The organism is Salipiger marinus (genome assembly GCF_900100085.1).
GTDB lineage: Bacteria > Pseudomonadota > Alphaproteobacteria > Rhodobacterales > Rhodobacteraceae > Salipiger > Salipiger marinus.
In genome coordinates this window covers 197,520-217,558 of sequence record NZ_FNEJ01000004.1, presented here as the reverse complement: position 1 = coordinate 217,558, position 20,039 = coordinate 197,520, and the positions used below count along the sequence as shown (strand labels likewise).

General features: G+C 68.2%; 19 protein-coding genes. 9 read left to right on the top strand and 10 right to left on the bottom strand.

What is annotated here, in order from left to right:
* Positions 1 to 53 precede the first annotated feature (53 nt).
* Both BLR51_RS06195 and BLR51_RS06190 read right to left on the bottom strand, forming a co-directional pair.
* Positions 54 to 1,667, bottom strand: a complete 1,614-nt coding sequence (locus BLR51_RS06195; protein ID WP_089845196.1) for an OpgD/OpgG family glucan biosynthesis protein — start codon at positions 1,665 to 1,667, stop codon at positions 54 to 56.
* Positions 1,668 to 1,900: 233 nt separating this feature from the next.
* A complete protein-coding gene (locus tag BLR51_RS06190) occupies positions 1,901 to 2,659 on the bottom strand; it encodes an IclR family transcriptional regulator domain-containing protein (protein WP_089845194.1) in 759 nt (252 codons plus the stop codon).
* A gap of 106 nt (positions 2,660 to 2,765) precedes the next feature.
* On the opposite strand from BLR51_RS06190, the gene BLR51_RS06185 reads away from it, so the two are divergent.
* The 3 genes from BLR51_RS06185 to pcaF are packed head-to-tail and all read left to right on the top strand — an operon-like array spanning position 2,766 to position 5,376.
* On the top strand, positions 2,766 to 3,485 hold the full coding sequence (locus BLR51_RS06185) for a 3-oxoacid CoA-transferase subunit A (protein WP_089845040.1): 720 nt from the start codon (positions 2,766 to 2,768) through the stop codon (positions 3,483 to 3,485).
* A 17-nt stretch (positions 3,486 to 3,502) separates the two neighbouring features.
* Complete coding sequence (locus BLR51_RS06180; protein ID WP_375342679.1) at positions 3,503 to 4,177, top strand: CoA transferase subunit B; 675 nt, start codon at positions 3,503 to 3,505, stop codon at positions 4,175 to 4,177.
* Positions 4,177 to 5,376, top strand: coding sequence for a 3-oxoadipyl-CoA thiolase (gene pcaF, locus BLR51_RS06175; RefSeq protein WP_089845036.1), 1,200 nt, complete (start codon positions 4,177 to 4,179; stop codon positions 5,374 to 5,376). The genes BLR51_RS06180 and pcaF overlap by 1 nt, the downstream gene beginning before the upstream one ends.
* Here pcaF and BLR51_RS06170 read toward each other — a convergent pair.
* Entirely contained in the window at positions 5,364 to 6,281 is a 918-nt protein-coding gene (locus tag BLR51_RS06170; RefSeq protein WP_165616745.1) for a LysR substrate-binding domain-containing protein, read from the bottom strand. The genes pcaF and BLR51_RS06170 overlap by 13 nt on opposite strands.
* Positions 6,282 to 6,414: 133 nt before the next feature.
* On the opposite strand from BLR51_RS06170, the gene pcaC reads away from it, so the two are divergent.
* The 4 genes from pcaC to BLR51_RS06150 are packed head-to-tail and all read left to right on the top strand — an operon-like array spanning position 6,415 to position 9,198.
* Positions 6,415 to 6,798, top strand: coding sequence for a 4-carboxymuconolactone decarboxylase (pcaC, locus tag BLR51_RS06165; RefSeq protein ID WP_089845032.1), 384 nt, complete (start codon positions 6,415 to 6,417; stop codon positions 6,796 to 6,798).
* The gene (gene pcaH / locus BLR51_RS06160) at positions 6,795 to 7,538 is read left to right on the top strand and encodes a protocatechuate 3,4-dioxygenase subunit beta (protein WP_089845030.1); all 744 of its coding nucleotides are present in this window, start codon (positions 6,795 to 6,797) and stop codon (positions 7,536 to 7,538) included. Before pcaC ends, pcaH begins: the two co-directional genes overlap by 4 nt.
* 3 nt (positions 7,539 to 7,541) lie before the next feature.
* A complete protein-coding gene (pcaG, locus tag BLR51_RS06155) occupies positions 7,542 to 8,141 on the top strand; it encodes a protocatechuate 3,4-dioxygenase subunit alpha (RefSeq protein WP_089845028.1) in 600 nt (199 codons plus the stop codon).
* Positions 8,131 to 9,198: a 3-carboxy-cis,cis-muconate cycloisomerase gene (locus BLR51_RS06150; RefSeq protein ID WP_242656652.1), complete on the top strand. Its 1,068-nt coding sequence runs from the start codon at positions 8,131 to 8,133 to the stop codon at positions 9,196 to 9,198. The genes pcaG and BLR51_RS06150 overlap by 11 nt, the downstream gene beginning before the upstream one ends.
* A gap of 8 nt (positions 9,199 to 9,206) precedes the next feature.
* Here the strand turns inward: BLR51_RS06150 and BLR51_RS06145 are convergent, their stop codons facing one another.
* The 6 genes from BLR51_RS06145 to BLR51_RS06120 form a co-directional block, all read right to left on the bottom strand.
* Positions 9,207 to 11,093: a bifunctional sugar phosphate isomerase/epimerase/4-hydroxyphenylpyruvate dioxygenase family protein gene (locus BLR51_RS06145; RefSeq protein ID WP_089845026.1), complete on the bottom strand. Its 1,887-nt coding sequence runs from the start codon at positions 11,091 to 11,093 to the stop codon at positions 9,207 to 9,209.
* A 39-nt stretch (positions 11,094 to 11,132) separates the two neighbouring features.
* Positions 11,133 to 11,966 (bottom strand): shikimate dehydrogenase family protein, encoded by an 834-nt coding sequence (locus tag BLR51_RS06140; RefSeq protein WP_089845024.1) that lies wholly within the window; start codon positions 11,964 to 11,966, stop codon positions 11,133 to 11,135.
* A complete protein-coding gene (locus BLR51_RS06135) occupies positions 11,963 to 13,465 on the bottom strand; it encodes a tripartite tricarboxylate transporter permease (RefSeq protein WP_089845022.1) in 1,503 nt (500 codons plus the stop codon). Before BLR51_RS06135 ends, BLR51_RS06140 begins: the two co-directional genes overlap by 4 nt.
* Positions 13,465 to 14,037 carry a tripartite tricarboxylate transporter TctB family protein gene (locus tag BLR51_RS06130; protein WP_089845020.1) on the bottom strand — a complete coding sequence of 191 codons (573 nt, stop codon included), beginning with the start codon at positions 14,035 to 14,037 and terminating at the stop codon, positions 13,465 to 13,467. The genes BLR51_RS06135 and BLR51_RS06130 overlap by 1 nt, the downstream gene beginning before the upstream one ends.
* Before the next feature lie 108 nt (positions 14,038 to 14,145).
* Positions 14,146 to 15,150 carry a Bug family tripartite tricarboxylate transporter substrate binding protein gene (locus BLR51_RS06125; RefSeq protein ID WP_089845018.1) on the bottom strand — a complete coding sequence of 335 codons (1,005 nt, stop codon included), beginning with the start codon at positions 15,148 to 15,150 and terminating at the stop codon, positions 14,146 to 14,148.
* 165 nt (positions 15,151 to 15,315) lie between these two features.
* On the bottom strand, positions 15,316 to 16,230 hold the full coding sequence (locus BLR51_RS06120; RefSeq protein ID WP_089845016.1) for a LysR family transcriptional regulator: 915 nt from the start codon (positions 16,228 to 16,230) through the stop codon (positions 15,316 to 15,318).
* A 94-nt stretch (positions 16,231 to 16,324) separates the two neighbouring features.
* On the opposite strand from BLR51_RS06120, the gene BLR51_RS06115 reads away from it, so the two are divergent.
* Together BLR51_RS06115 and BLR51_RS06110 are read left to right on the top strand one after the other, a co-directional pair.
* Complete coding sequence (locus tag BLR51_RS06115) at positions 16,325 to 18,025, top strand: FAD-dependent oxidoreductase (RefSeq protein ID WP_089845014.1); 1,701 nt, start codon at positions 16,325 to 16,327, stop codon at positions 18,023 to 18,025.
* Positions 18,022 to 18,822 carry a sugar phosphate isomerase/epimerase family protein gene (locus tag BLR51_RS06110; RefSeq protein ID WP_089845013.1) on the top strand — a complete coding sequence of 267 codons (801 nt, stop codon included), beginning with the start codon at positions 18,022 to 18,024 and terminating at the stop codon, positions 18,820 to 18,822. Before BLR51_RS06115 ends, BLR51_RS06110 begins: the two co-directional genes overlap by 4 nt.
* A gap of 8 nt (positions 18,823 to 18,830) precedes the next feature.
* On the opposite strand, the gene larC is transcribed toward BLR51_RS06110, so the two are convergent.
* Positions 18,831 to 20,039: a nickel pincer cofactor biosynthesis protein LarC gene (gene larC / locus BLR51_RS06105; protein ID WP_089845010.1), complete on the bottom strand. Its 1,209-nt coding sequence runs from the start codon at positions 20,037 to 20,039 to the stop codon at positions 18,831 to 18,833.

The window sequence follows — 20,039 nt, the reverse complement described above, 5'->3', positions numbered from 1 at the left end:
TCAGGCGGGGAAACGGCGGCGCGGGCCAAAGGGTCGCGCCGCCGCGGCAGGGGTCAGGTGCGCGCCGACAGCAGCTCGCGCAGCTGGCTGGGGAACAGCTGCAGCACCAGCGTTTCGGTCTTGGCGGCGCCGTCATGGGCCACATAGACGCGCAGGTCGATGGGGTCGTCCTGATCCAGCGGCAGGTCGGAAAAATCCACGTCGAAGATCGCGCGCCACGCGTCTTCGCCCACCACCGGATAGGCCGCCTCGTTCGAGATCACCCCGCGCGAGGTGGTGACCATGGTGCGGGTCAGCGGCCCGCGCGTCAGCCCGTCAAAGCCGGTGGAGTCAAGATCGCAGACCACCTTGACCGTGTCGGCGGGGCGGGGCTGGCCGGGAATGCCGCCCTTGCCAAGCCGCACGGCGCGGAACCGGGCATGCTCTGGCTTGACGGGGCCATCTTCCAGCCAGCTCAGCGTGTAGTTCAGCTGGTATTCGCTGCCCGACATCGCGTGATCGGCCGGGGTCCAGAAGGCCACGATATTGTCGAAGGTCTCGTCATCGGTGGGCAGTTCGATCAGCGTCACCGCCCCCATGCCCCAGTCCTCGCGCGGTTCCACCCATGCCGAGGCGCGGCGGTCATAGAACACGCCGTCATCCTGATACTGGTCGAAATCGCGCTCGCGCTGCATCAGGCCAAAGCCGCGCGGGCTGGGGGTGGCAAAGCTGTTGGCCATGATCCGCGGCGGGTTGTTGAGCGGACGCCAGATCCGTTCGCCATTGCCCAGATGAATTTCCAGCCCGTCGCTGTCATGCACTTCGGGGCGCCAGTCGGCGGCGACATGGCGGTTGTGCTTGCCGAACCAGTACATGGAGGTGAGCGGCGCCAGACCCAGCCGCGAGACATCGCCGCGCAGGAAGATGTCCGCCGACACGTCCTGAATCACGCCATTGTCGCGGCGCGACACGATGCGATAGGCGCCCGTGGCACGCGGGCTTTCCAGCAGCGCGCAGGTGGTCACGCTGCCATCGCCATGCTGTTCCAGCCAGAAGCGGGTGAAGCGCGGAAACTCTTCGGGGCCGTCGGGGATCGCGGTGTCCAGCGCGAGCCCGCGCACCGACAGGCCGAACTGCCCGGAATAGCCCGCCGTCCGCCAGTAGGAGGCGCCCAGAAACGCCATCCAGTCCGACCGCTGCGCCGGATCCTGCACGGAAAACCCGGCAAAGCCTTCGGTCTTGCTCAGCCGCTGCGCGGGGCTGTCTTCGGGGATGCTGAACAGGTCGCGCGAAAACGGCACCTCGCGCGCCATGCCCTCCTCGACGGCGTAGATATGCACCGGCTCGGGGAAATAGCGCCCGGGGAAAAAGAACTGCACCGGGTTGTCGGTCTGGGTCTCGCCCCAGAGCGCGCGGTCGCGGCGGAAGCGGATGGCGCCATGGGCGTCATAATCGATCTGCTGCAGCGTTTCCGCGTCCGGCATCGCCATGGGCGTGAACGGTTCGCGCGACAGGCTCCGGGCGATGTCGCGCAGCCGGTCAAAGGAAAACGGCTCGGCAGGCCCCAGCGGGATGCCGGAGGCCACCGCCTCTGACTGGGCGCGGGCCATCTCGGGCAGCAGGAAGAACGCGCCAGCGCCAAGGGCGCTGGCCAGAAAGGCGCGGCGGGTATGCGTGTCGGCAGACATGCGGATCTCCGGTGACATTGCACTCTGCGCCTTCTTGTTCCAGCCGCGCCATATCGCAACGGGAATCGCAGCGGCAGGCGAGCGCTCGCTTAAAAATTTTCGTGGTATGGCAAAGCCTCGCCTGTTGCCGCGCACAGTCAGGCATTGGCGGCGCGGAGCCGCTGCAAATTTGCGCAGATGTTACATCCGGTCCGGTCGGGGATGCCCTGCCGTCGCCGCGGGTGAGTCGCGGCCTAGAGCACGCGGCGCAGCCCTGCCTGCACCTTGCGCAGCCGGGGCAGATACAGATCCGCCAGCAGATCGACGCGGTCCTGCGTGGCGGCCATGCCGGTGTTCAGCGCCGCCACCACCCGGTCGCGCCCGTCGATCAGCGGCACCGCCACCGACCGCAGGCCCAGCTCCACCTCCTGATCGATCAGCGCATAGCCCTGCGCGCGAACCTGATCGATGCGCGCCATGATCTCGTCGGGGTCGCTGGCGGAAAAGGCGGTGCGCGGCGCCAGATCGGAGGCCTCGACCAGCGCGCGGGCCTGATCGCGCGGCAGGGCCGCCAGCAGCACCCGCCCCATGGAGGTGCAGAAGGCGGGCAGCCGCGATCCCGGCATCAGCCCGATGGACATGACCCGTTTCTGCGCGGCGCGGGCGATATACACGATCTCCGTCTCGTCCAGCAGCGCCACCGAACAGCTTTGCCCGATGCCTTCCGACAGCTGGTCCAGCCACGGCTGCACGATCTGCGACAGCGGCAGCGAGGCCAGCGCCGCCATGCCAAGCCGCAGGATCCGGGGTGTCAGCGTGAAGAATTTTCCGTCATACTCGGCATAGCCCTCGCGGTGCAGGGTCAGCAGCACCCGGCGCGCGGTGGCGCGATCCAGCCCCGAGGCGGCGGCGGCCTGCGCGATGGACAGGCGCGGCGTGTCGGGGCCGAAGCATTCGATCAGCCGCAGCCCCTTGGCCAGAGAGGCGATGTGATCGGTGGGTTTGTTCAACATGCGCACGAAATTATCCGCTGCGTGAACAAAGATCAACATGCGCACGGAAGGACTCGCCACGGCTTGCCCTGCGGCGCTATGCCGACGGCATGACAGGAGGACATCGATGAACAAGGTCACGTCCACGCCCGCGGAAGCGGTCGCCGACATTCCCGACGGCGCAACCGTCATGATCGGAGGTTTCGGCGGATCCGGCGCCCCGATCGAGTTGATCCATGCGCTGATCGACCGCTTTCGGGCCACCGGCAGCCCCACCAATCTGACGATCATCAACAACAACGCCGGCAACGGCGCCATCGGCATCGCCGCCATGATCAAGGCGGGCATGGTGGCCAAGATGATCTGCTCTTTCCCGCGCTCGTCCAATGCGGATGCGTTCAACAGCCGTTATCTGGCCGGAGAGATCGCGCTGGAACTGGTGCCGCAGGGCACGCTGGCCGAGCGCATCCGCGCGGGCGGCGCCGGGATCCCGGCCTTTTACACGCCGTCTTCCTATGGAACCGAACTGGCCGAGGGCAAGCCGGTGGAGGACTTCGACGGCAAGATGTATGTGCGGGAACGCTGGCTGAAGGCGGATTTTGCGCTGCTGAAGGCGCAGAAGGGCGACCCGCTGGGCAACCTGACCTACCGGATGGCCGCGCGCAACTTCAACCCGCTGATGGCCATGGCCGCCGCCCGCACCATCGCGCAGGTCGCCGATCTGGGCGAGCCGGGCAGCATCGACCCGGCCGAGGTCGTCACCCCCGGCATCTTCATCGACCGCGTGGTCGCGGTGCCGGATCCGCAACAGGAAGAAGTGCTCGTGCGCACGGGAGTGGTCTACTGATGTCGGAATTTTCGCTGATGGACGACAAGCTGAGCAATGCCCAGATCGCGTGGCGCGCCGCGCAGGATCTGGAGGACGGATCCTATGTCAATCTTGGCATCGGCTTTCCCGAGATGATCGCCACCTTCCAGCCCGAGGGGCGCGAGGTGACCTATCACACCGAAAACGGCGTTCTGGGGTTCGGGCAGGCGCCCGAGCCCGGGCAGGAAGACTGGGATCTGATCAATGCCGGCAAAAGGGCGGTGACGCTGAAGCCGGGCGCCGCGTTCTTTCACCATGCCGACAGCTTCGCCATGGTGCGCGGCGGCCATCTGGATCTGGCGGTGCTGGGGGCCTATCAGGTCGCGCAGACCGGCGATCTGGCCAACTGGCGCGTCGGCAGCAAGGGTGTGCCTGCCGTGGGCGGCGCCATGGATCTGGTGCATGGCGCAAAGCGCGTGGCGGTGGTCACCGATCACGTCACCAAGGACGGCCAGCCGAAGCTGGTGGAAAAATGCAGCTTCCCGCTGACCGGGGTGGCCTGCGTCACCCGCGTCTATACCTCGCTGGCGGTGATCGACATCGAAGGCGGACGCTTCGTGCTGCGCGAAAAGCTGCCCCAGCTCAGCCTCGAGGCGCTGCAGGCGGTGACGGGTGCCAAGCTGCATCTTGATGGCCCGGTGGGCGACCTTCTTGTTCCGGAGACCCTGTGATGCGCGACGTCTTTATCTGCGACTACATCCGCACTCCGATTGGCCGTTACGGCGGCGCGCTGTCCTCGGTCCGGCCCGATGATCTGGCGGCGATCCCGCTGCGGGCGCTGGCCGAGCGCAATTCCGGTCTGGATCTGGCCGCGATCGAGGAAGTGATCCTTGGCTGCGCCAATCAGGCCGGAGAGGACAACCGCAACGTGGCACGCATGGCGTCGCTGCTGGCGGGCTATCCCGACACCGTGCCCGGCACCACCATGAACCGGCTCTGCGGGTCGGGCATGGATGCGGTCATCACCGCCGCCCGCGCCATCAAAGCGGGCGAGGCTGATCTGATCGTTGCGGGGGGCGTCGAATCCATGTCCCGCGCGCCGTTCGTCATGCCGAAAGCCACCTCTGCCTTCTCGCGCAGCGCCTCGGTCGAAGACACCACCATCGGCTGGCGCTTCATCAACCCGCTCATGAAGGCGCAGTATGGCGTCGACAGCATGCCCGAGACCGCCGAGAACGTGGCCGAAGATTTCGGCATCTCGCGCGAGGATCAGGATCTGTTTGCGCTGCGCTCCCAGCAGAAGGCGGGCGCCGCCATGGCCTCGGGGCGGCTGGCGCAGGAAATCGTGCCAGTGATGCTGCCGCAGCGGCGCGGCGATCCCAAGCGGGTGGAGCAGGACGAACACCCGCGCCCCGACACCACGCTGGAGGCGCTGCAGGGGCTCAAGACCTTCGTCAAGGCCGATGGCACGGTGACGGCGGGCAATGCCTCGGGGGTCAATGACGGGGCTGCCGCACTGGTGCTGGCCTCTGCCGAGGCGGTGAAGCGTCACGGCCTGACCCCGCGCGCCCGTGTGCTGGGCGGCGCGACTGCCGGTGTGGCGCCGCGTATCATGGGCTTTGGTCCCGCGCCCGCGTCGCAGAAGCTGATGGCGCGGCTTGGGCTGGGCATCGACGATTTTGCGGTGATCGAGCTTAACGAGGCCTTTGCCTCGCAGGGGCTGGCGACGCTGCGCGCGCTTGGCGTGGCGGATGACGACGCGCGGGTGAACCGCAACGGCGGCGCCATCGCTCTGGGCCATCCCTTGGGCATGTCCGGCGCGCGCATCACCGGCTCTGCGATGCTCGATCTCAAATCCGGCGAACGCAGCCTCTCCACCATGTGCATCGGCGTGGGGCAGGGCATCGCGGTGGCGCTTCAGGCGGTGTGACCGCTTTCGGCGAGCGCGGTCAGATCCCGCGCCCGTTCATGCAGCAGCCGCGCCAGAAGATCGGCGGGGCTGTCGGCATCAAAGGTGAACTGCCGCGTCAGCCCCACCGCGCCCGCCATGTAGTCGGAGCGCAGATCCAGCGCCACCAGCGTGCCGCGCTGCAATTCGCGCTCCACCACCCCGCGCGAGATGAACCACAGCAGATCCGACCGTTCCAGCAGGCCAAGCGCCACGGGCAGCGCCACCGTCTCGAAGGCGGGGACCAGCCCCGCCAGCCCCTGTGCCGCCAGATAGCGGTCCACCGTCTGGCGGATGATCGCGCCAGGATTGGGCAGGATCACCGGATGGCGGGCCAGCGCGCGCGGGGCCGGGTCCGCCGCCGCCGGATGCCCCGCCCGGCCCACCAGCAGGATCGGTTCGTCATAAAGATAATCGAAGGACAGGCCCGGCATGTCCTCTGGCTGCGGCATCCGGCCCACCATCAGGTCGATCTTTCCCGCGCGCAGCTGCCCGATCAGGTAGCGGTTCGGCCCGGTCACCACGCCGATCCGCGCCTCGGGGCGCTGGCGGGCAAAATCCAGCGCCACCGCCGGGAAGAACCCGCCCGCCACCGTGGGCAGCACCCCCACCTTGACCAGCCCGGCGGGCGGCTGCCCCGACAGCGCCCGCACCCCGGTTTCCAGCCGGCTGAGCGCGGCCAGTGCATGGGCGCGAAAGCCGCTGCCTGCCGGGGTCAGCACCACGCGCCGCCCGCTGCGGTCAAACAGCGCCGTTCCCAGCAGCAGCTCCAGCTCTGCGATGGTCTTGGAGAGGGCAGGCTGCGACACATGCCGCGCCCGCGCGGCGGCCGAGATCGTGCCGTGCTGCGCGACCGCCAGAAACGCCTCCAGATGGCGCAGTTTCATGCCGTTGGGTAAAACCATGGGGTTATGGATGTGGCACGAGTTTGTAGTTTTGCCAACGGAAAATCCGTGTCACCCTTGGGTTTGACGTGGCATCGGTTATGGATGCCCGCCCGCCTGACAGAAGGAAGACCGCATGAGCCAGACCTATGACCGTGGCATGGCCGTCCGCCGCGAGGTGCTGGGCGAGGCCCATGTCGCCCGCGCCGAGGCCGCCAAGACCGAATTCGACACGCCGTTCCAGAGCCTGATCACCGAAAGCGCATGGGGCACGGTCTGGGCCTCTGACCGGATCACGCGGCGGGAACGGTCGATGCTGACCATTGCGCTGCTGGCCGCGACCGGCAATTTCGAGGAAATCCCGATGCATATCCGCGCCACCGCCCGCACCGGCGCGTCGATGGCCGATGTGGCCGAGGCGCTGCAGCATGTGGCGATCTATGCGGGTGTGCCGCGCGCCAATCACGCGCTGAAACTGGCGCGGCAGACCTATGCGGAGATGGAGGAGACCGCGCAATGACCTTGACCCCGTCGCGCGATGCCGGGCCGCTGATCCCGCGCAACCGCAGCATCCACCCGGTGCCCTATGATCCCGATTACAAGACCAGCGTCACCCGCGCGCCGAACCTGCCGCTGCTGTCGATGGAAAGCACGCCCTCGGAAGAGACCGGGCCGCGCTTCGGTCACGCCCGGCTTGGGCCGCTTGACAACAACCTGATCCTGAACTGGACCCGCGGCGCCGCCCCTGCGGTTGGAGAGCGCATTCTGGTGCATGGCCGTGTGCTGGACGAAAACGCCCGGCCCGTGCCGCAGACGCTGGTGGAGGTCTGGCAGGCCAATGCGGGCGGGCGCTATCGCCATGTGAAGGACAGCTATTTCGCGCCGCTTGATCCCAATTTCGGCGGCTGCGGGCGCACGCTGACAGATGACGAAGGCCGCTATCAGTTCCTGACCATCCGGCCCGGCGCCTATCCTTGGCCCAATCGCGGCAATGACTGGCGGCCCATGCACATCCATGTGTCGGTCTTTGGCCACAGCTTCGGCCAGCGGCTGATCACCCAGCTTTATTTCGAGGGCGACCCGCTGATCGCGCATTGCCCCATCGCCGCGACGGTCAAGGATCGCAGCGCGCTTGACCGGCTGGTGGCGCCTCTGGATTTCTCCATGTCGCGCCCGCTGGATTATCTGGCCTATAAATTCGACATCGTGCTGCGTGGCCGCCGCCAGACCATGTTCGAAAACAAGCTCGAGGGGATGTGACCCATGGTGCAGAAACTGGACACCCTGCCTGAAACCGCCTCTCAGACGGCGGGGCCTTATGTGCATATCGGGCTGATGCCCAGCTATGCGGGCAATCCCGGCAGCTTTGACGAGGAAATCGGCACCTCGCCGCTTTGCGGGGAGGTGACGGGCCAGATCATCGAGATCACCGGTTCGGTGCATGACGGCACCGGCTGGGCGATGCGCGACGCGATGATCGAAAGCTGGCAATGCGACGCGGCGGGGATCTTTCCCGGCCAGCCGGGGGCGGATCCGGGGCTGACCGGCTTCTGCCGCTTTGCCGCCGATGCGCAGTCGGGGGAATTCACCCTGCGCACCGTCAAGCCCGGCCCGGTGCGCGGGCGCGGCGGTCTGGTCTCGGCGCCGCATGTCTCGCTCTGGATCGTGGCGCGCGGCATCAATATCGGGCTCAGCACCCGGGTCTATTTCGAGGACGAGGACAATTCCGCCGATCCGCTGCTGGCGCGCATCGAACAGCGCCCCCGGGTCGAGACGCTGATCGCCCGCAAGCTGGACGAAGGGCGCTACCGCTTCGACATCCATCTGCAGGGCCCCAAGGAGACGGTGTTCCTTGACCTCTGATCCGCAGGGCAGCGGCGTTTTCGACCATCCGTGGCTGTCGGGGCTGTTCGGCGATGCCGACATGGCCGCAATCCTGTCACCGGACCGGCAGCTGGCGCATATGCTCGCCTTCGAGGCGGCATGGAGCCGCGCCTGCGGGCGGGCCGGGATCTTTGACGCGGGCCAGGCGGAGACCGCCGCCCGCGCCATCGAGGCCGCGCGGATCGACCGGGCCGATCTGGCGGCGGGCATGGCGCAGGATGGCGTGCCGGTGCCCCGGCTGGTGGCGCAGCTCAAACAGGTCGCGCCTGCGGGGGCGCTGCACAAGGGTGCTACTTCGCAGGATGTGGTGGACAGCGCGCTGGCCTGCACGCTGGTCGAGGCCTCGGATCTGATCGCCGCGCGGCTGGAGGCGGTTCAGGCCGGGCTTGCGGCGCTGGAGGCGCGGTTTGGTGCTGCGCCGCTGATGGGGCGCACCCGGATGCAGGCCGCGACGCAGATCACCGTGGCCGACCGGCTGCAGGTCTGGCGGCTGCCGCTGGAGGGTCATGCCGCGCGTCTGGCGGCGCTGCGGCCCCGGGTCGAACGGGTGCAGGTCGGCGGCGCCTCGGGCGACCGCAGGGCGCTTGGGGACAGGGCCGATCAGGTGGTGGCGGATGTCGCGGCGGCACTTGGGCTGCAGCCCGCGCCGCGCGCGTGGCATGCGATGCGCGAGGGCATCGCCGACTATGCGAACCTGCTGTCGCTGGTGACCGGCAGCCTTGGCAAGATGGGGCAGGACGTGGCGCTGATGGCGCAGCAGGGGCTGGACGAGATCACCCTGACCGGCGGCGGCGGATCCTCGGCCATGCCGCACAAGCAGAACCCGGTGTCCGCCGAACTGCTGGTGACGCTGGCCCGGTTCAACGCGGTGCAGCTGTCGGCCCTGCATCTGGCCATGGTGCATGAACAGGAACGGTCCGGCAGCGCTTGGACGCTGGAATGGATGGTGCTGCCGCAGATGCTGGCTGCCACGGCCCGCGCGCTGGCGGTGGCGCAGGACATGACGCAGCGCATCACCCGGATCGGCACGCCCTGAAGCATGCCTTACCGGGCGGGCATGCCCTTTGGTCCCAGCCGCCGCTTTTGCGCCGCGATGCGGAAGGGCGCGTTGGGGGCGCCATAGCCGCCATAACCGCTGCGCTGCAGGATCTCGAAGAACAGCCCGCCCGCGAAGCTGCCGGAATAGAGCTGAAAGAACTCGCCCCGGCTGTCGCGGTCATACATGACCTGCGCGGCCTGCATCCGTTCCAGCAGGCCGGGGGGGAAATCGAAGCGCGCGGTCAGGTCGTCGTAATAATTGGCCGGGATCGGCAGCGGCTCGAACCCGCGCGCGGCAAGCCGTGCCGCCGTGTCGAAAATATCCGCGCTTTCCAGCGCCAGATGCTGGACCGAGGCGCCGAAGCTGTCCGCCAGAAACCGCCCCGCCAGCGTGCGATGGGTGTCCGCCCCGTTCAGGGTGATGCGCAGCGCGCCGTCCTGCGCCTCCACCACCTGCGACCGCACCAGCCCGTCGGGGTCGATCACGTCGACCATCGGGCTTTTGCGCACGTCAAAGATCGCGGTGTAGAACAGCGTCCAGCTCAGCATGTCTTCATAGCTCATGGTCTGGGCCAGATGGTCGATCCGGGTCAGCCCGGCGCCTGCCAGATCCGCGCCGGGGATGGGGTCGAACTCCACCTCCCACACCCGGTCGAGCCCCGATCCGCTGTCGATGAAATGCAGCACCGATCCGCCCAGCCCCCGGATCGCGGGAATGTCGAGCTCGCCGATGCCAAGCGGCTGGGAAAACGGCTCCGCCCCGGTGGCGGTGGCGCGGGCCAGCGCGTCGCGGGCGGAACTGACCGCCAGCCCAAGATCGCAGACCGTGGTGCCGCGCGCGTTCCACGCATGGGCGGCATGGCCCGAGGTTTCCTCGTTCACCACGATGCGGATTTCGCCCTGCTGCCAGAGCGTCAGCGCCTTGTTGCGGTGGGTGGCGGCGCGGGCGAAACCCAGCGTGTCCAGCAGCCCGGCCAGATGCTGCGCCTCGCGCCCCTGTGCGGCAAACTCCACAAAGGCCACGCCTTCGGGCCGGACGCGCGGCGGCAGCGCGGGCAGGGTCTGCGGCAGGTCGGGTTCGGTGCGGCGCACGTCATCCATCAGCGCCACCAGCGACCGGTAGCCATCGCGCGCCACCTGCGCGGTATTGGCGCCGCGGAACTGGTCGTTGAAGATTTCCAGCGACAGCGGCCCCTGATAGCCCGCCGCCAGCACCGCGCGCAGAAAGCCGGTCACGTCCAGATCGCCCTCGCCGGGCATGTTGCGGAAATGGCGCGACCAGTAGAGCAGGTCCATCTCGATCAGCGGGGCATCGGCCATCTGCACGAAGAAGATGCGGTCGCCGGGAATGCCGCGCAGGGTTTCGGGCGACAGCTTGCGGCCCAGCGTGTGGAAGCTGTCGACGATCAGCCCGACATTGGGATGGTCGGCGCGGCGCACGATTTCCCATGCGTCGCGGTGGTCGTTGACATGGCGGCCCCAGCACAGCGCCTCGTATCCGACGCGCAGCCCGCGTCTGGCCGCCCGTTCGCCCAGTTCGCGGAAATCGGCGGCGGCGCGGTCGATGCCGCCCAAGGCCTGCGGATGCACCGAGGAGCAGACCAGCACCAGATCCGTGCCCAGTTCCTGCATCAGGTCGAACTTGCGCTCCGCCCGGTCAAAGGCCTTGGCGCGCAGCGGTTCGGGCAGGCCTTCGAAATCGCGGAAGGGCTGGAACAGCGCGATTTCCAGCCCGTGATCGCGCACCATGTTGCCCACATCGCGCGGACTGCCGTCATGGGCGATAAAATCCTGTTCGAAGATCTCGATTCCGTCAAAGCCCGCAGCGGCGATCGCCTCCAGCTTTTCGCGCAGATCCCCGGACACGGACACGGTGGCGATCGAGGTTTTCATGACAGGCCCTCCAGAGGCGGAACGGAGAAATGCGGCGGCTCAGGCCAGAAGATCGGCGCGCAGCCGCGCCTCGTCCAGCGGCAGGCCGGTGAAAAGCGTCCATGCATGTACGCCCTGATAGAAAAACAGCTCCCAGCCCGACAGGATCTGCAGGCCGCGCGCGGCGGCATCGGTCAGGAACTGCGTGTCCACCGGGGTATAGACCGCGTCAAAGGCCCATGTGCCGCTGGCCATGGCTGTGGCGGGCAGCGGCGTGCCGGGCTTGCCGACCATGCCGACGGGGGTGCAGTTGATCAGCCCCTCGGCGCCCTGCGCCGCCGTGGCGGCATCCTCGCCCACGATCACCCGCAGCCCGGGGGCTGCGGCGCGCAGATCCTCGGCCAGCGCGCGGGCCTTGGCGGGATCCATGTCCACCAGCCGGATCTCTGGCGTGCCAAGCGCCACCAGCCCGAAGGCCACGGCGCGGCCCACCCCGCCGGTGCCGATCATCAGCACCGGCCCGGTGGGCGTGTCGCCCCGCAGGCGGCGATAGGCGGCGACAAAGCCGCTGTAATCGGTGTTGTGGCCAAGCGCCCGGCCCTGATCAAAAATCGCGGTGTTGCAGGCGCCGATGGCCCGCACCAGCGGATCCTCGATGACAAGGCGCGGCACCACCTTTTCCTTGTAGGGATAGGTGATGTTGGTGCCGCGATAGCCCTTGGCCGCCAGCCCGTCAAAGATCGCGTCCCAGCTTTGGCCCAGATCCTGCGGCACCAGCCGGTCATACTGCACCACGCGGGCATTCTGCAGCCCCGCCAGTTCGTGCAGGCGCGGCGAGCGGGAGGCCGCGATATTGTCGCCGATCAGGCCAAGACGGATGTCGGGGGCGGTCATTTGGCGGAGCTTTCCTTCTTGCGGAACCGGGTCCAGAGCGGGGTCTGCGACACGAAGATCAGGATGACCGCCACCAGCAGGCACAGCGACAGCGGGCTGGTGACGATGCCGTAAAAGAACCGGCCCAGATCCTCGCGTTCGGAGATGATGGCGCGGCGCCAGTTGTCATCCAGCAGCCGCGACAGGATCACCCCAAGGATCACCGGCCCCAGCGGATAGCCGTAATGGCGCATGAAATAGCCGAAGACCCCGAAGCCCAGCATCCAGTAGACATCGGTGATGGCATTGTTGACCGCATAGGCGCCGACGATGGACAGCAGCAGGATCAGCGGGATCAGCACCGCGCGCGGCATTTCCACGATGCGGGTGAACAGCTTGATGCCGGTCAGGCCAAAAAGCAGCATGAAGCAGTTTGCGGTCACCAGCGCGCCCACGATGAACCAGAACATGTCCGGCTGGTCGACCATCAGCAACGGGCCGGGGTTCAGCCCGTGGATGAACAGCGCGCCGATCATGATGGCGGTCACCGCGTCGCCGGGAATGCCCAGCGTCATCATGGGAATGAAGGCCCCGCCCACGGCGGCGTTGTTGGCGGTCTCTGGCGCCACCAGCCCTTCGATGGCGCCCTGCCCGAAGGGGCGCGAGGGGGATTTGGTCACGCGCTTGGCATGGTCATAGGCCATCAGCGCCGCGATGTCGCCGCCGGTGCCGGGCAGCGCGCCGATCAGCACCCCCAGCGAGGAGGTCTGCAGCGACAGCGGCAGATGCTTGCGGATCGTGCCGAAGGAGGGAACGATGCGGCTGATCTTCTGCTTGATCGCGGGCGTGTCGATGTTGTGCAGCTGCATCAGCGCCTCGGACACGCCGAACATGCCGATCATCACCGCGATGAAGGAGATGCCGCCGCGCAGCAGCGGAATGTCGAAGGTGAAGCGTTCGGTGAAGGTCAGCGGATCCATCCCCACGGCGCCGATGCCGATGCCAAGCGCCCCCGCAAAGATGCCCTTGACCAGCGAGCCCGAGGACAGCGAGCCCACCAGCAGGATCCCCAGCACGGCGATCAGCATGTAATCGCGCGGCTGGAAGCGGATCGCAAAGTCCGAAACGGTGGGGGCCAGCAGCGCCAGCACGGCGATGCCCACGAAGCCGCCGAAGAACGACATGACGGTGGTGATGCCGATGGCCTCGCCCGCCTCGCCGCGCTGCGCCATGGGATAGCCGTCCATGGCGGTAGCGATGGCCGAGGGCGCGCCGGGGATGTTGAGCAGGATGGCGGTGCGCGACCCGCCATAGACCCCGCCCATATAGACGCCGATCATCAGCGAGATGGCAGGCAGCACGTCCCACGAGAAGGTGAAAGAGATCAGGATCGACACCGCCATGGTGACCGACAGTCCCGGGATCGCCCCGACATAGACCCCGGCAAAGGTGCCCGCCGCCACCAGCAGCAGAAGCTGCGGCTGGGTGAAGACGGTCAGAAAGGCCATGAGCGCATCCATCAGACACCTCCTCCGAACAGGTCGCGCAGCGCCTGCAGCATCTCGCCCTCGGGCACGATGCCTGCGGGCATCAGCACCGAAAACACGATGCGGAATACCAGATAGATGAGCACGAGGCTGCCCAGCGACACCGCCACGGTGAAACCCCAGCCGCGCCGCGACAGGATCTTGATGGCGGCGATCAGGAACAGCGCCGAGGTCGGCAGAAAGCCCAAGGGCCGCAGCAGCAGGCCGTAAGCGACCAGCAGCAGCACGATCACGATGGCCAGCGGCGGCAGGATGTCCCGCATCACCGTCTCGTCTGTCGTGCGCGGCAGCGGCAGGGTGCGCACCAGCACGATCAGCGCGCTGACCAGCATCACCGCAGCGGTGGCCATGGGCACGGCCCCCGGCCCGGACAGCGCCTCGAACCCGGAGATGCCAAAGGCGTTCCACAGCAGCACGCCGCTGAACAGCACCAGAAACACGGTGAACAGCAGCTCTCCGGGGCGGCGTTTGCCGGGCATGCCGCCCGGGGTGGCATCCGAGGATCCGTCGCGCGCAGAGTCGTGGGGGTGAACGTGGTCCTGCATCTCTCCTCCGGGATGGCTGGATCGGTCATGAACGGCGCCGCCCTCTTGCCGGAAAAGGGCGGCGCCAGCAGGGGGCCTGCCACAGCGGGCAGGCCGGTCGCGGCAGGCTTATTCGCCGGGACGGGCGATGCCGAATTCCTCGGGCGAGGTCTTGGCCATGCCCGCATCCTGCAGCAGCCATGCGGTGTTGCTCTGCCAGCTGGTCAGGAACTCCTGCGCCTCGTCCCCGGAGGTGTTCATCAGGGTGAAGCCACGGGTGGCCATCAGATCCTTGAACGCCTGCTGTTCGGCGGATTGCGAGAACGCATCCTGCAGCTTGGCCACCACATCCTCGGGCGTGCCGTTCTTGACGAAGATGCCAAAGAACGGGCCCCAGGGCAGATAGGTGCTGTAGCCCTCGTTGAACTCCAGCACCGGCGGCACGTCGGGCAGGAACTCGTTGGCCTCGACATCGACCACGGCCAGCGCCTTCATGTTGCCGGCCTTGATCGCCTCGATGGAGGCGCCCAGCACGGCGGGCATCACGTCGATGGCCCCGCCCTGCAGCGCGGTCAGCGCCGGGCCGTCGCCATCATAAGGCACGGAAATCACGTCCAGATCGCCCTCGACCGCCTCGACCATCGCGGTCACCACCGACGGCAGCCCGCCCGGCCCGGTGGAGCCGAAACGCAGCTCGCCGGGGTTTTCGGCGATATAGGCCAGCATGCCCGGATAATCGTCGAAGGGCGCGTCGTTGTTGGCCACAAGAATCGGCGTGCCGCGCGCCAGAATGCTGATCGCGGTGAAGTCGGAGTAATCCTTGTCGCCAAGGCCCATCACCTTGTAAAGCAGCGGGTTTTCGGCCCCCATAAGCAGCTTGTAGCCATCGGCGTCTTCATCCGCCACGTGGTTCAGCGCGATGGCGCCGACGCCGCCGGTCATGTTCTGCAGCACGATGGTGCCGCCCAGAACCTCTTCGGCATGGGGGGTGACGGCGCGCATCACGGTGTCGGTGGAGCCGCCCGCGCCCCACTGGATGATCCCCTGAATTTCCTTCGCGGGATAGTCCTGTGCGGTGGCGGTGCCTGCCAGCAGGCTCAGCGCCGACACGGCACCGATCAGAAATCGTGTCATGGTGTATCCTCCCTCGGATCTGCTCTGGACGCTCCCCTGCGTCCGGCTGTGGGTCAGCATCGTCATCTGCGGGAATAACGTCAAATACCGAATGATCGACATTATTAACTTGATGTTATTCATGAGTGGGAAAATTCCGCAGCCATGCAGGAAAATCCTTGCACGTTAACGGGTTAAAGGCTCGGTTGCGGCAAGCGTCAACTCCTTTCTGAACTGCGCAATGGCGTATTCGGCAAAGCTGGACAGCACCCGGCCCTGTTTCGTCACCACATAGCTGCGGATGCAGCTTGGCTCTTTCAGCGGGCGGCGCACGATTCCGGGCATATAGACCTCGGCCACCGAGAAGCGGTCGATCAGCGCCACCCCCAGCCCGTGCCGCACGAGGCTGACCACGGTCTGCGCAAACCGCCCGCGCATGCTGTGGGTAACCTCCAGCCCGTTCTCGACAAAGGGCCGCATCAGCAGCTCGCCATAGGGATCCGCGGGATCAATGCCCACCAGCGGCTCCTCCAGCAGGTCAAAGACCGAGATCTGCGGTTCTTCGGCCAGCCGGTGACCTTCGGGCAGCACGCAGACCAGCGAGGTTTCGGCGATCAACTCGCTGTCGATGCCGGGGTTGTCCACCGCCGAGCTCATGATGACGAACTCGCCGCGTTCCAGCAGCAGGTAATCCACCGTTTCCTCGATCTTGAGGATGTTGAGGTCGATATACAGATCCGGGAACTGCGCGCGGATGTTGCGGATGGCGCGGGCGGCGATGAACTGCGCCACCGACGGCGCCGAGGCAAAGGCCAGCTGCACGTTCTGGCCCTTTTTCAGGCTGTCGAGCGCAAGCTGCAGGTTCTCCACCCCGCGATAGACCGTGCGGATCTGGTCGAACACCGCCTGCGCCTCCACCGAAGGCACAAAAAGCCCGCCCCGCCGTTCGAAGAGCCGCAGGTTCAGCGTTTCCTCGGTATGTTTCAGCAGGCGGCTGATGCCGGGCGCCGAAACGCCCAGATATTCCGCCGCCCCGATGATGGTGCCGCGCAGCATGACGGCGCGGATGACCTCGATCTGGCGCAGGGTGATGTCGCGCATGGCCGCCTTCGGTTAACTTCAGGTTAATCGCAGCGCAATCTTGATACTTGACGTTAATATGTCAAGCCGGGACAGTCCGGGCGAGGAGACGCCCATGACCAAATTGCCTGCGCCCTGCGCCGAAGACACCGTGGATCTGATCGTGCTGGGATCCGGCGCCGCCGGGCTTGCCGCCGCCGTGACCGCCGCGATCCATGGCCTGCGCGTGGTGGTGCTGGAACAGGCCGAGGTGGCGGGCGGCACCTCGGCCTGGTCGGGCGGGTGGATCTTTGCGCCCCGCAACCCGGTGGCCCGGCGCGCGGGCATCGACGAGCCGCCCGAGGCGCCGCGCGCCTATCTGCAGGCGGTGGCGGGCAACCGGTTCCGGGCGGACAGGGTCGATGCCTTTCTTGCCGCCGCCCCCGAGATGGTGGCGTTTTTTGAACAGAACACCGCGCTGCAGTTTCAGGGCGGGCTGACCATCCCCGACACCTATGGCCATCTGCCCGGCGCGGGCATGGGGGGCCGGTCGGTCATCGCGGCGCCCTTTGACGCGCGGGCGCTGGGGCCCGCACTTGCGCTGCTGCGCCTGCCGCTGGCAGAGACCACGTTTCGCGGCATGACGATTCAGGCGGGGCCGGATCTGCGCGCCTTCCTGACCATGACCCGGTCGCTGCGGTCGCTGGGCCATGTGGCGGGCCGGGTGCTGCGCCATGGCCGCGATCTGGCCCTCCATGGCCGGGGCATGGATCTGCGCAATGGCGCGGCGCTGATCGGGCGGCTGCTGCTGTCGGCGCGCCGGGCGGGGGTAGATCTGCGCCTGTCGCAGCAGGTCAGCGCGCTCAGCATGGACCGGGGCCGGGTCTGCGGCGTGATGCTGGCAGACGGCCGCCGCCTGACCGCGCGGCGCGGCGTGGTGCTGGCCTGCGGCGGGTTCGGCCATGACGCCGCGCGCGCCGCCGACCTGCTGCCGCGCGCGGCGGAGCATCTGTCGCTGTCGGTGCCCACGGCCAAGGGCGGCGGCCTGCGGCTGGCCGAGGCGGTGGGGGCGGCGCTGGATCATGACCTTGCAAGTGCTGCAGCGCTTTGCCCGGTGTCGCGCGTGCCATGGCCCGACGGGTCCGAGGGGCGCTTTCCCCATATCATCGACCGGGGCAAGCCCGGGGTGATCGGCGTTCTGGCCAATGGCGCGCGCTTCTGCAACGAAGGGCTTGGCTATCATGACTACGTCACCGCGCTGCTGGCGGCGGTGCCCGAAGGCGAGGCGGCGCAGTCCTGGCTGGTCTGCGATCACCGCTTCCTGCGCCGCTATGGTCTGGGCATCGTGCGGCCCGCGCCGGTGCCCTATGGCGGCTGGATCCGTGCAGGCTATCTGCGACGGGGGCAAAGCCCGCGCGATCTGGCCCTTGCCTGCGGCATCGACCCCGCCGGGCTGGAGGCAACGCTGGAGCGCTGGAATGCCCATGCGGCCCAAGGCGCCGATCCGGAGTTTGGCCGGGGCAGCAGCGCCTATATGCGGCTGCAGGGCGATCCCGACCAGCGGCCCAATCCCAATGTCGCGCCGATCACCCGCGCGCCCTTTTACGCGGTGAAGGTGGAGCCGGGCAGTTTCGGCACCTTCGCCGGGCTCAGGACCGATGCGCAGGCGCGGGTGCTGGACGGGCAGGGGCGGGCGATTGCGGGGCTTTATGCGGCGGGCAGCGATGCGGCGAGCATCTTTGGCGGCACCTATCCGGCGGGCGGCATCAACCTTGGCCCGGCGCTGACCTTCGGCTTCATCGCCGCGCGTCATGCGGCCTCGCAGGATCCGGCATGACCCGTCCGCTGTCCGTCGCCCATCTGACCGCCCTCGATCTGCCGCCCCCCGCCTTCATCGAGGCGGCAGCGCGCGCGGGGTTTGACGGGGTGGGGCTGCGGCTCTTGGCGGTGACCGATGATTCTCCCGGCTATCCGCTGCGCGGCGCCGCGCTGCGCGCGACGCAGGCCGCCATGGCTGCCACCGGGCTTGCGGTGCGGGACATCGAATTCCTGAAGATCACGCCGGATCTGCGCCCCGCCGATCAGGGCTGGCTGTTCGACATGGGCGCGGATCTGGGGGCGCGGCATCTGATCACGGCGCCTTACGATCCCGACCCCGCGCGACTGGCGGACCGGCTGGCGGCGCTGGCCGAGATGGGGCAGGCGCGGGGCTTGGGCGTGGTGCTGGAATTCTTTCCATGGACCGACGTGCCCGATCTGGCCGCCGCGCTGCAGGTGCTGCGCGCCGCGGGGCCGGGGGTGCAGCTGCTGGTGGACAGCCTGCATCTGGACCGCTCCGGCTCGCGGCTGGACGATCTGGCGCGGGTGCCACCCGGTCTGCTGGCCTTCGCGCATCTTTGCGATGCGCCGGTGGCGCCGCCCTACAGCACCGCAGAGCTGCTGACGACCGCGCGCGAGGACCGGCTGCCGCCCGGCGCGGGCGGCATCGACCTGCGCGGCTTTCTGGCGGCGCTGCCCCCCGATCTGCCGCTGGCGCTGGAGGTGCCAATGGCCCGGCTGCAGCAAGCAGAGGGTTCCGCAGCGGTGCTGGCGCATGTGGCAGCGCGCAGCCGCGCGTGGCTGGCGGCGGGGTAGCGCCGCGCTCAGCCCTCTTCGATGCGGCGGGCCAGCGCGCGGCGCTGCGCCAGCGTCGGGGCTGAGGCCAGCGCATCGCTTTCCGCCTTGCGCGTCGGGCCGGAGGGGCGGTCGGCGCGTTTGCGCGGGCCCACGGGGCCGGGCTCGGCCTCGCGCGGCAGGATCAGCCGCGCCACCTCCTCGCGGCGCAGACCCAGCGTGCTGGTCAGATCGAACAGGGCTGCGGCCACGGCCTCCTCGGCCTCGGGGCGCAGCAGCAATTCCAGCCGGGTCAGCGGGCGCGCCTTCTTGCCCTGCGCCGCCAGCAGCACCAGATCGAGCACGCCGGGCAGGGCGCGCAGCGCCTCTGTGGCGGCGCCGATCTCTTCTCCGGTCATGTCATCCAGATCGCAGGCCAGCCGCAGCACCCGGTCGCGCTGCCAGCCCTTGGCCGCGCCGGTGTCAAAGGCGGTGACGCGCAGCACGTTGGGCCGGTCCGGCAGATCGCGCGTGCCCGCCCCCATGCCGCTGGCGCGCAGCCGTCCGGCATGGCGCGGGGCGGGCGCACCGCCGGTGACATGGGCAAGGATGGCAGCGCCGGTGGGGGTGACCCGTTCGCCGGGCACGCCGTCATCGATCCAGTCATAGCCTGCAAGGATGCGCGCCGTGGCGGGGGCGGGCACCGGCAGGATGCCATGGGCGGTGCGCACCGTGCCCCCGCCCAAGGGCAGCGGCGCCAGCGACCAGCTTGCCCCGGCCAGCGCCGCGACGAGGCTGCCCGCCGCCGTGACATCCATCAGCGAATCCCAGTCGGCGATCTCGTGGAAATGCACCCGGTCGATCGGCAGGTCATGCGCCAGTGCCTCGGCTTCGGCGATGCGGTGCAGGATGGCGCAGGCATGCTCTGCGGTGCCCTCCGCCAGCGGCGCCGCCTCGATCCGGGCGCGCAGGCCGCGATAGGTGGTGTCGTGGTCATGATGGTGATGGTGGTGACCGTGGTCATGATGGGCGTGCGGCGTGTCCACCAGCCGGAAGCGGCGCACCGCCATTCCGCCGCTTTTCCCGGTCTGCAGCTCGGCGCGGCCCGCCTCGGCGGGCAGCAAGGCTGCCACATCCGCCATGACCCGCGCCGCAAGATCGGGAAAGGCATCCAGCAGCGCCGCCACGAATATGTCGCCCGCAGCGCCGCCCACTGGATCCAGATGCAGGTGCAGCCCCGCGCCCAAAGCTTGGCCCAT

Excerpts from the sequence above, each read along its gene's own strand:
- BLR51_RS06195 (WP_089845196.1), bottom strand. The coding sequence starts at position 1,667 with ATGTCTGCCGACACGCATACCCGCCGCGCCTTTCTGGCCAGCGCCCTT.
- BLR51_RS06190 (WP_089845194.1), bottom strand. The coding sequence starts at position 2,659 with ATGTTGAACAAACCCACCGATCACATCGCCTCTCTGGCCAAGGGGCTG.
- BLR51_RS06185 (WP_089845040.1), top strand. The coding sequence starts at position 2,766 with ATGAACAAGGTCACGTCCACGCCCGCGGAAGCGGTCGCCGACATTCCC.
- BLR51_RS06180 (WP_375342679.1), top strand. The coding sequence starts at position 3,503 with ATGGACGACAAGCTGAGCAATGCCCAGATCGCGTGGCGCGCCGCGCAG.
- pcaF (WP_089845036.1), top strand. The coding sequence starts at position 4,177 with ATGCGCGACGTCTTTATCTGCGACTACATCCGCACTCCGATTGGCCGT.
- BLR51_RS06170 (WP_165616745.1), bottom strand. The coding sequence starts at position 6,281 with ATGAAACTGCGCCATCTGGAGGCGTTTCTGGCGGTCGCGCAGCACGGC.
- pcaC (WP_089845032.1), top strand. The coding sequence starts at position 6,415 with ATGAGCCAGACCTATGACCGTGGCATGGCCGTCCGCCGCGAGGTGCTG.
- pcaH (WP_089845030.1), top strand. The coding sequence starts at position 6,795 with ATGACCTTGACCCCGTCGCGCGATGCCGGGCCGCTGATCCCGCGCAAC.
- pcaG (WP_089845028.1), top strand. The coding sequence starts at position 7,542 with ATGGTGCAGAAACTGGACACCCTGCCTGAAACCGCCTCTCAGACGGCG.
- BLR51_RS06145 (WP_089845026.1), bottom strand. The coding sequence starts at position 11,093 with ATGAAAACCTCGATCGCCACCGTGTCCGTGTCCGGGGATCTGCGCGAA.
- BLR51_RS06140 (WP_089845024.1), bottom strand. The coding sequence starts at position 11,966 with ATGACCGCCCCCGACATCCGTCTTGGCCTGATCGGCGACAATATCGCG.
- BLR51_RS06135 (WP_089845022.1), bottom strand. The coding sequence starts at position 13,465 with ATGGATGCGCTCATGGCCTTTCTGACCGTCTTCACCCAGCCGCAGCTT.
- BLR51_RS06130 (WP_089845020.1), bottom strand. The coding sequence starts at position 14,037 with ATGCAGGACCACGTTCACCCCCACGACTCTGCGCGCGACGGATCCTCG.
- BLR51_RS06125 (WP_089845018.1), bottom strand. The coding sequence starts at position 15,150 with ATGACACGATTTCTGATCGGTGCCGTGTCGGCGCTGAGCCTGCTGGCA.
- BLR51_RS06120 (WP_089845016.1), bottom strand. The coding sequence starts at position 16,230 with ATGCGCGACATCACCCTGCGCCAGATCGAGGTCATCCGCGCCGTCATG.
- BLR51_RS06115 (WP_089845014.1), top strand. The coding sequence starts at position 16,325 with ATGACCAAATTGCCTGCGCCCTGCGCCGAAGACACCGTGGATCTGATC.
- BLR51_RS06110 (WP_089845013.1), top strand. The coding sequence starts at position 18,022 with ATGACCCGTCCGCTGTCCGTCGCCCATCTGACCGCCCTCGATCTGCCG.
- larC (WP_089845010.1), bottom strand. The coding sequence starts at position 20,039 with ATGGGCCAAGCTTTGGGCGCGGGGCTGCACCTGCATCTGGATCCAGTG.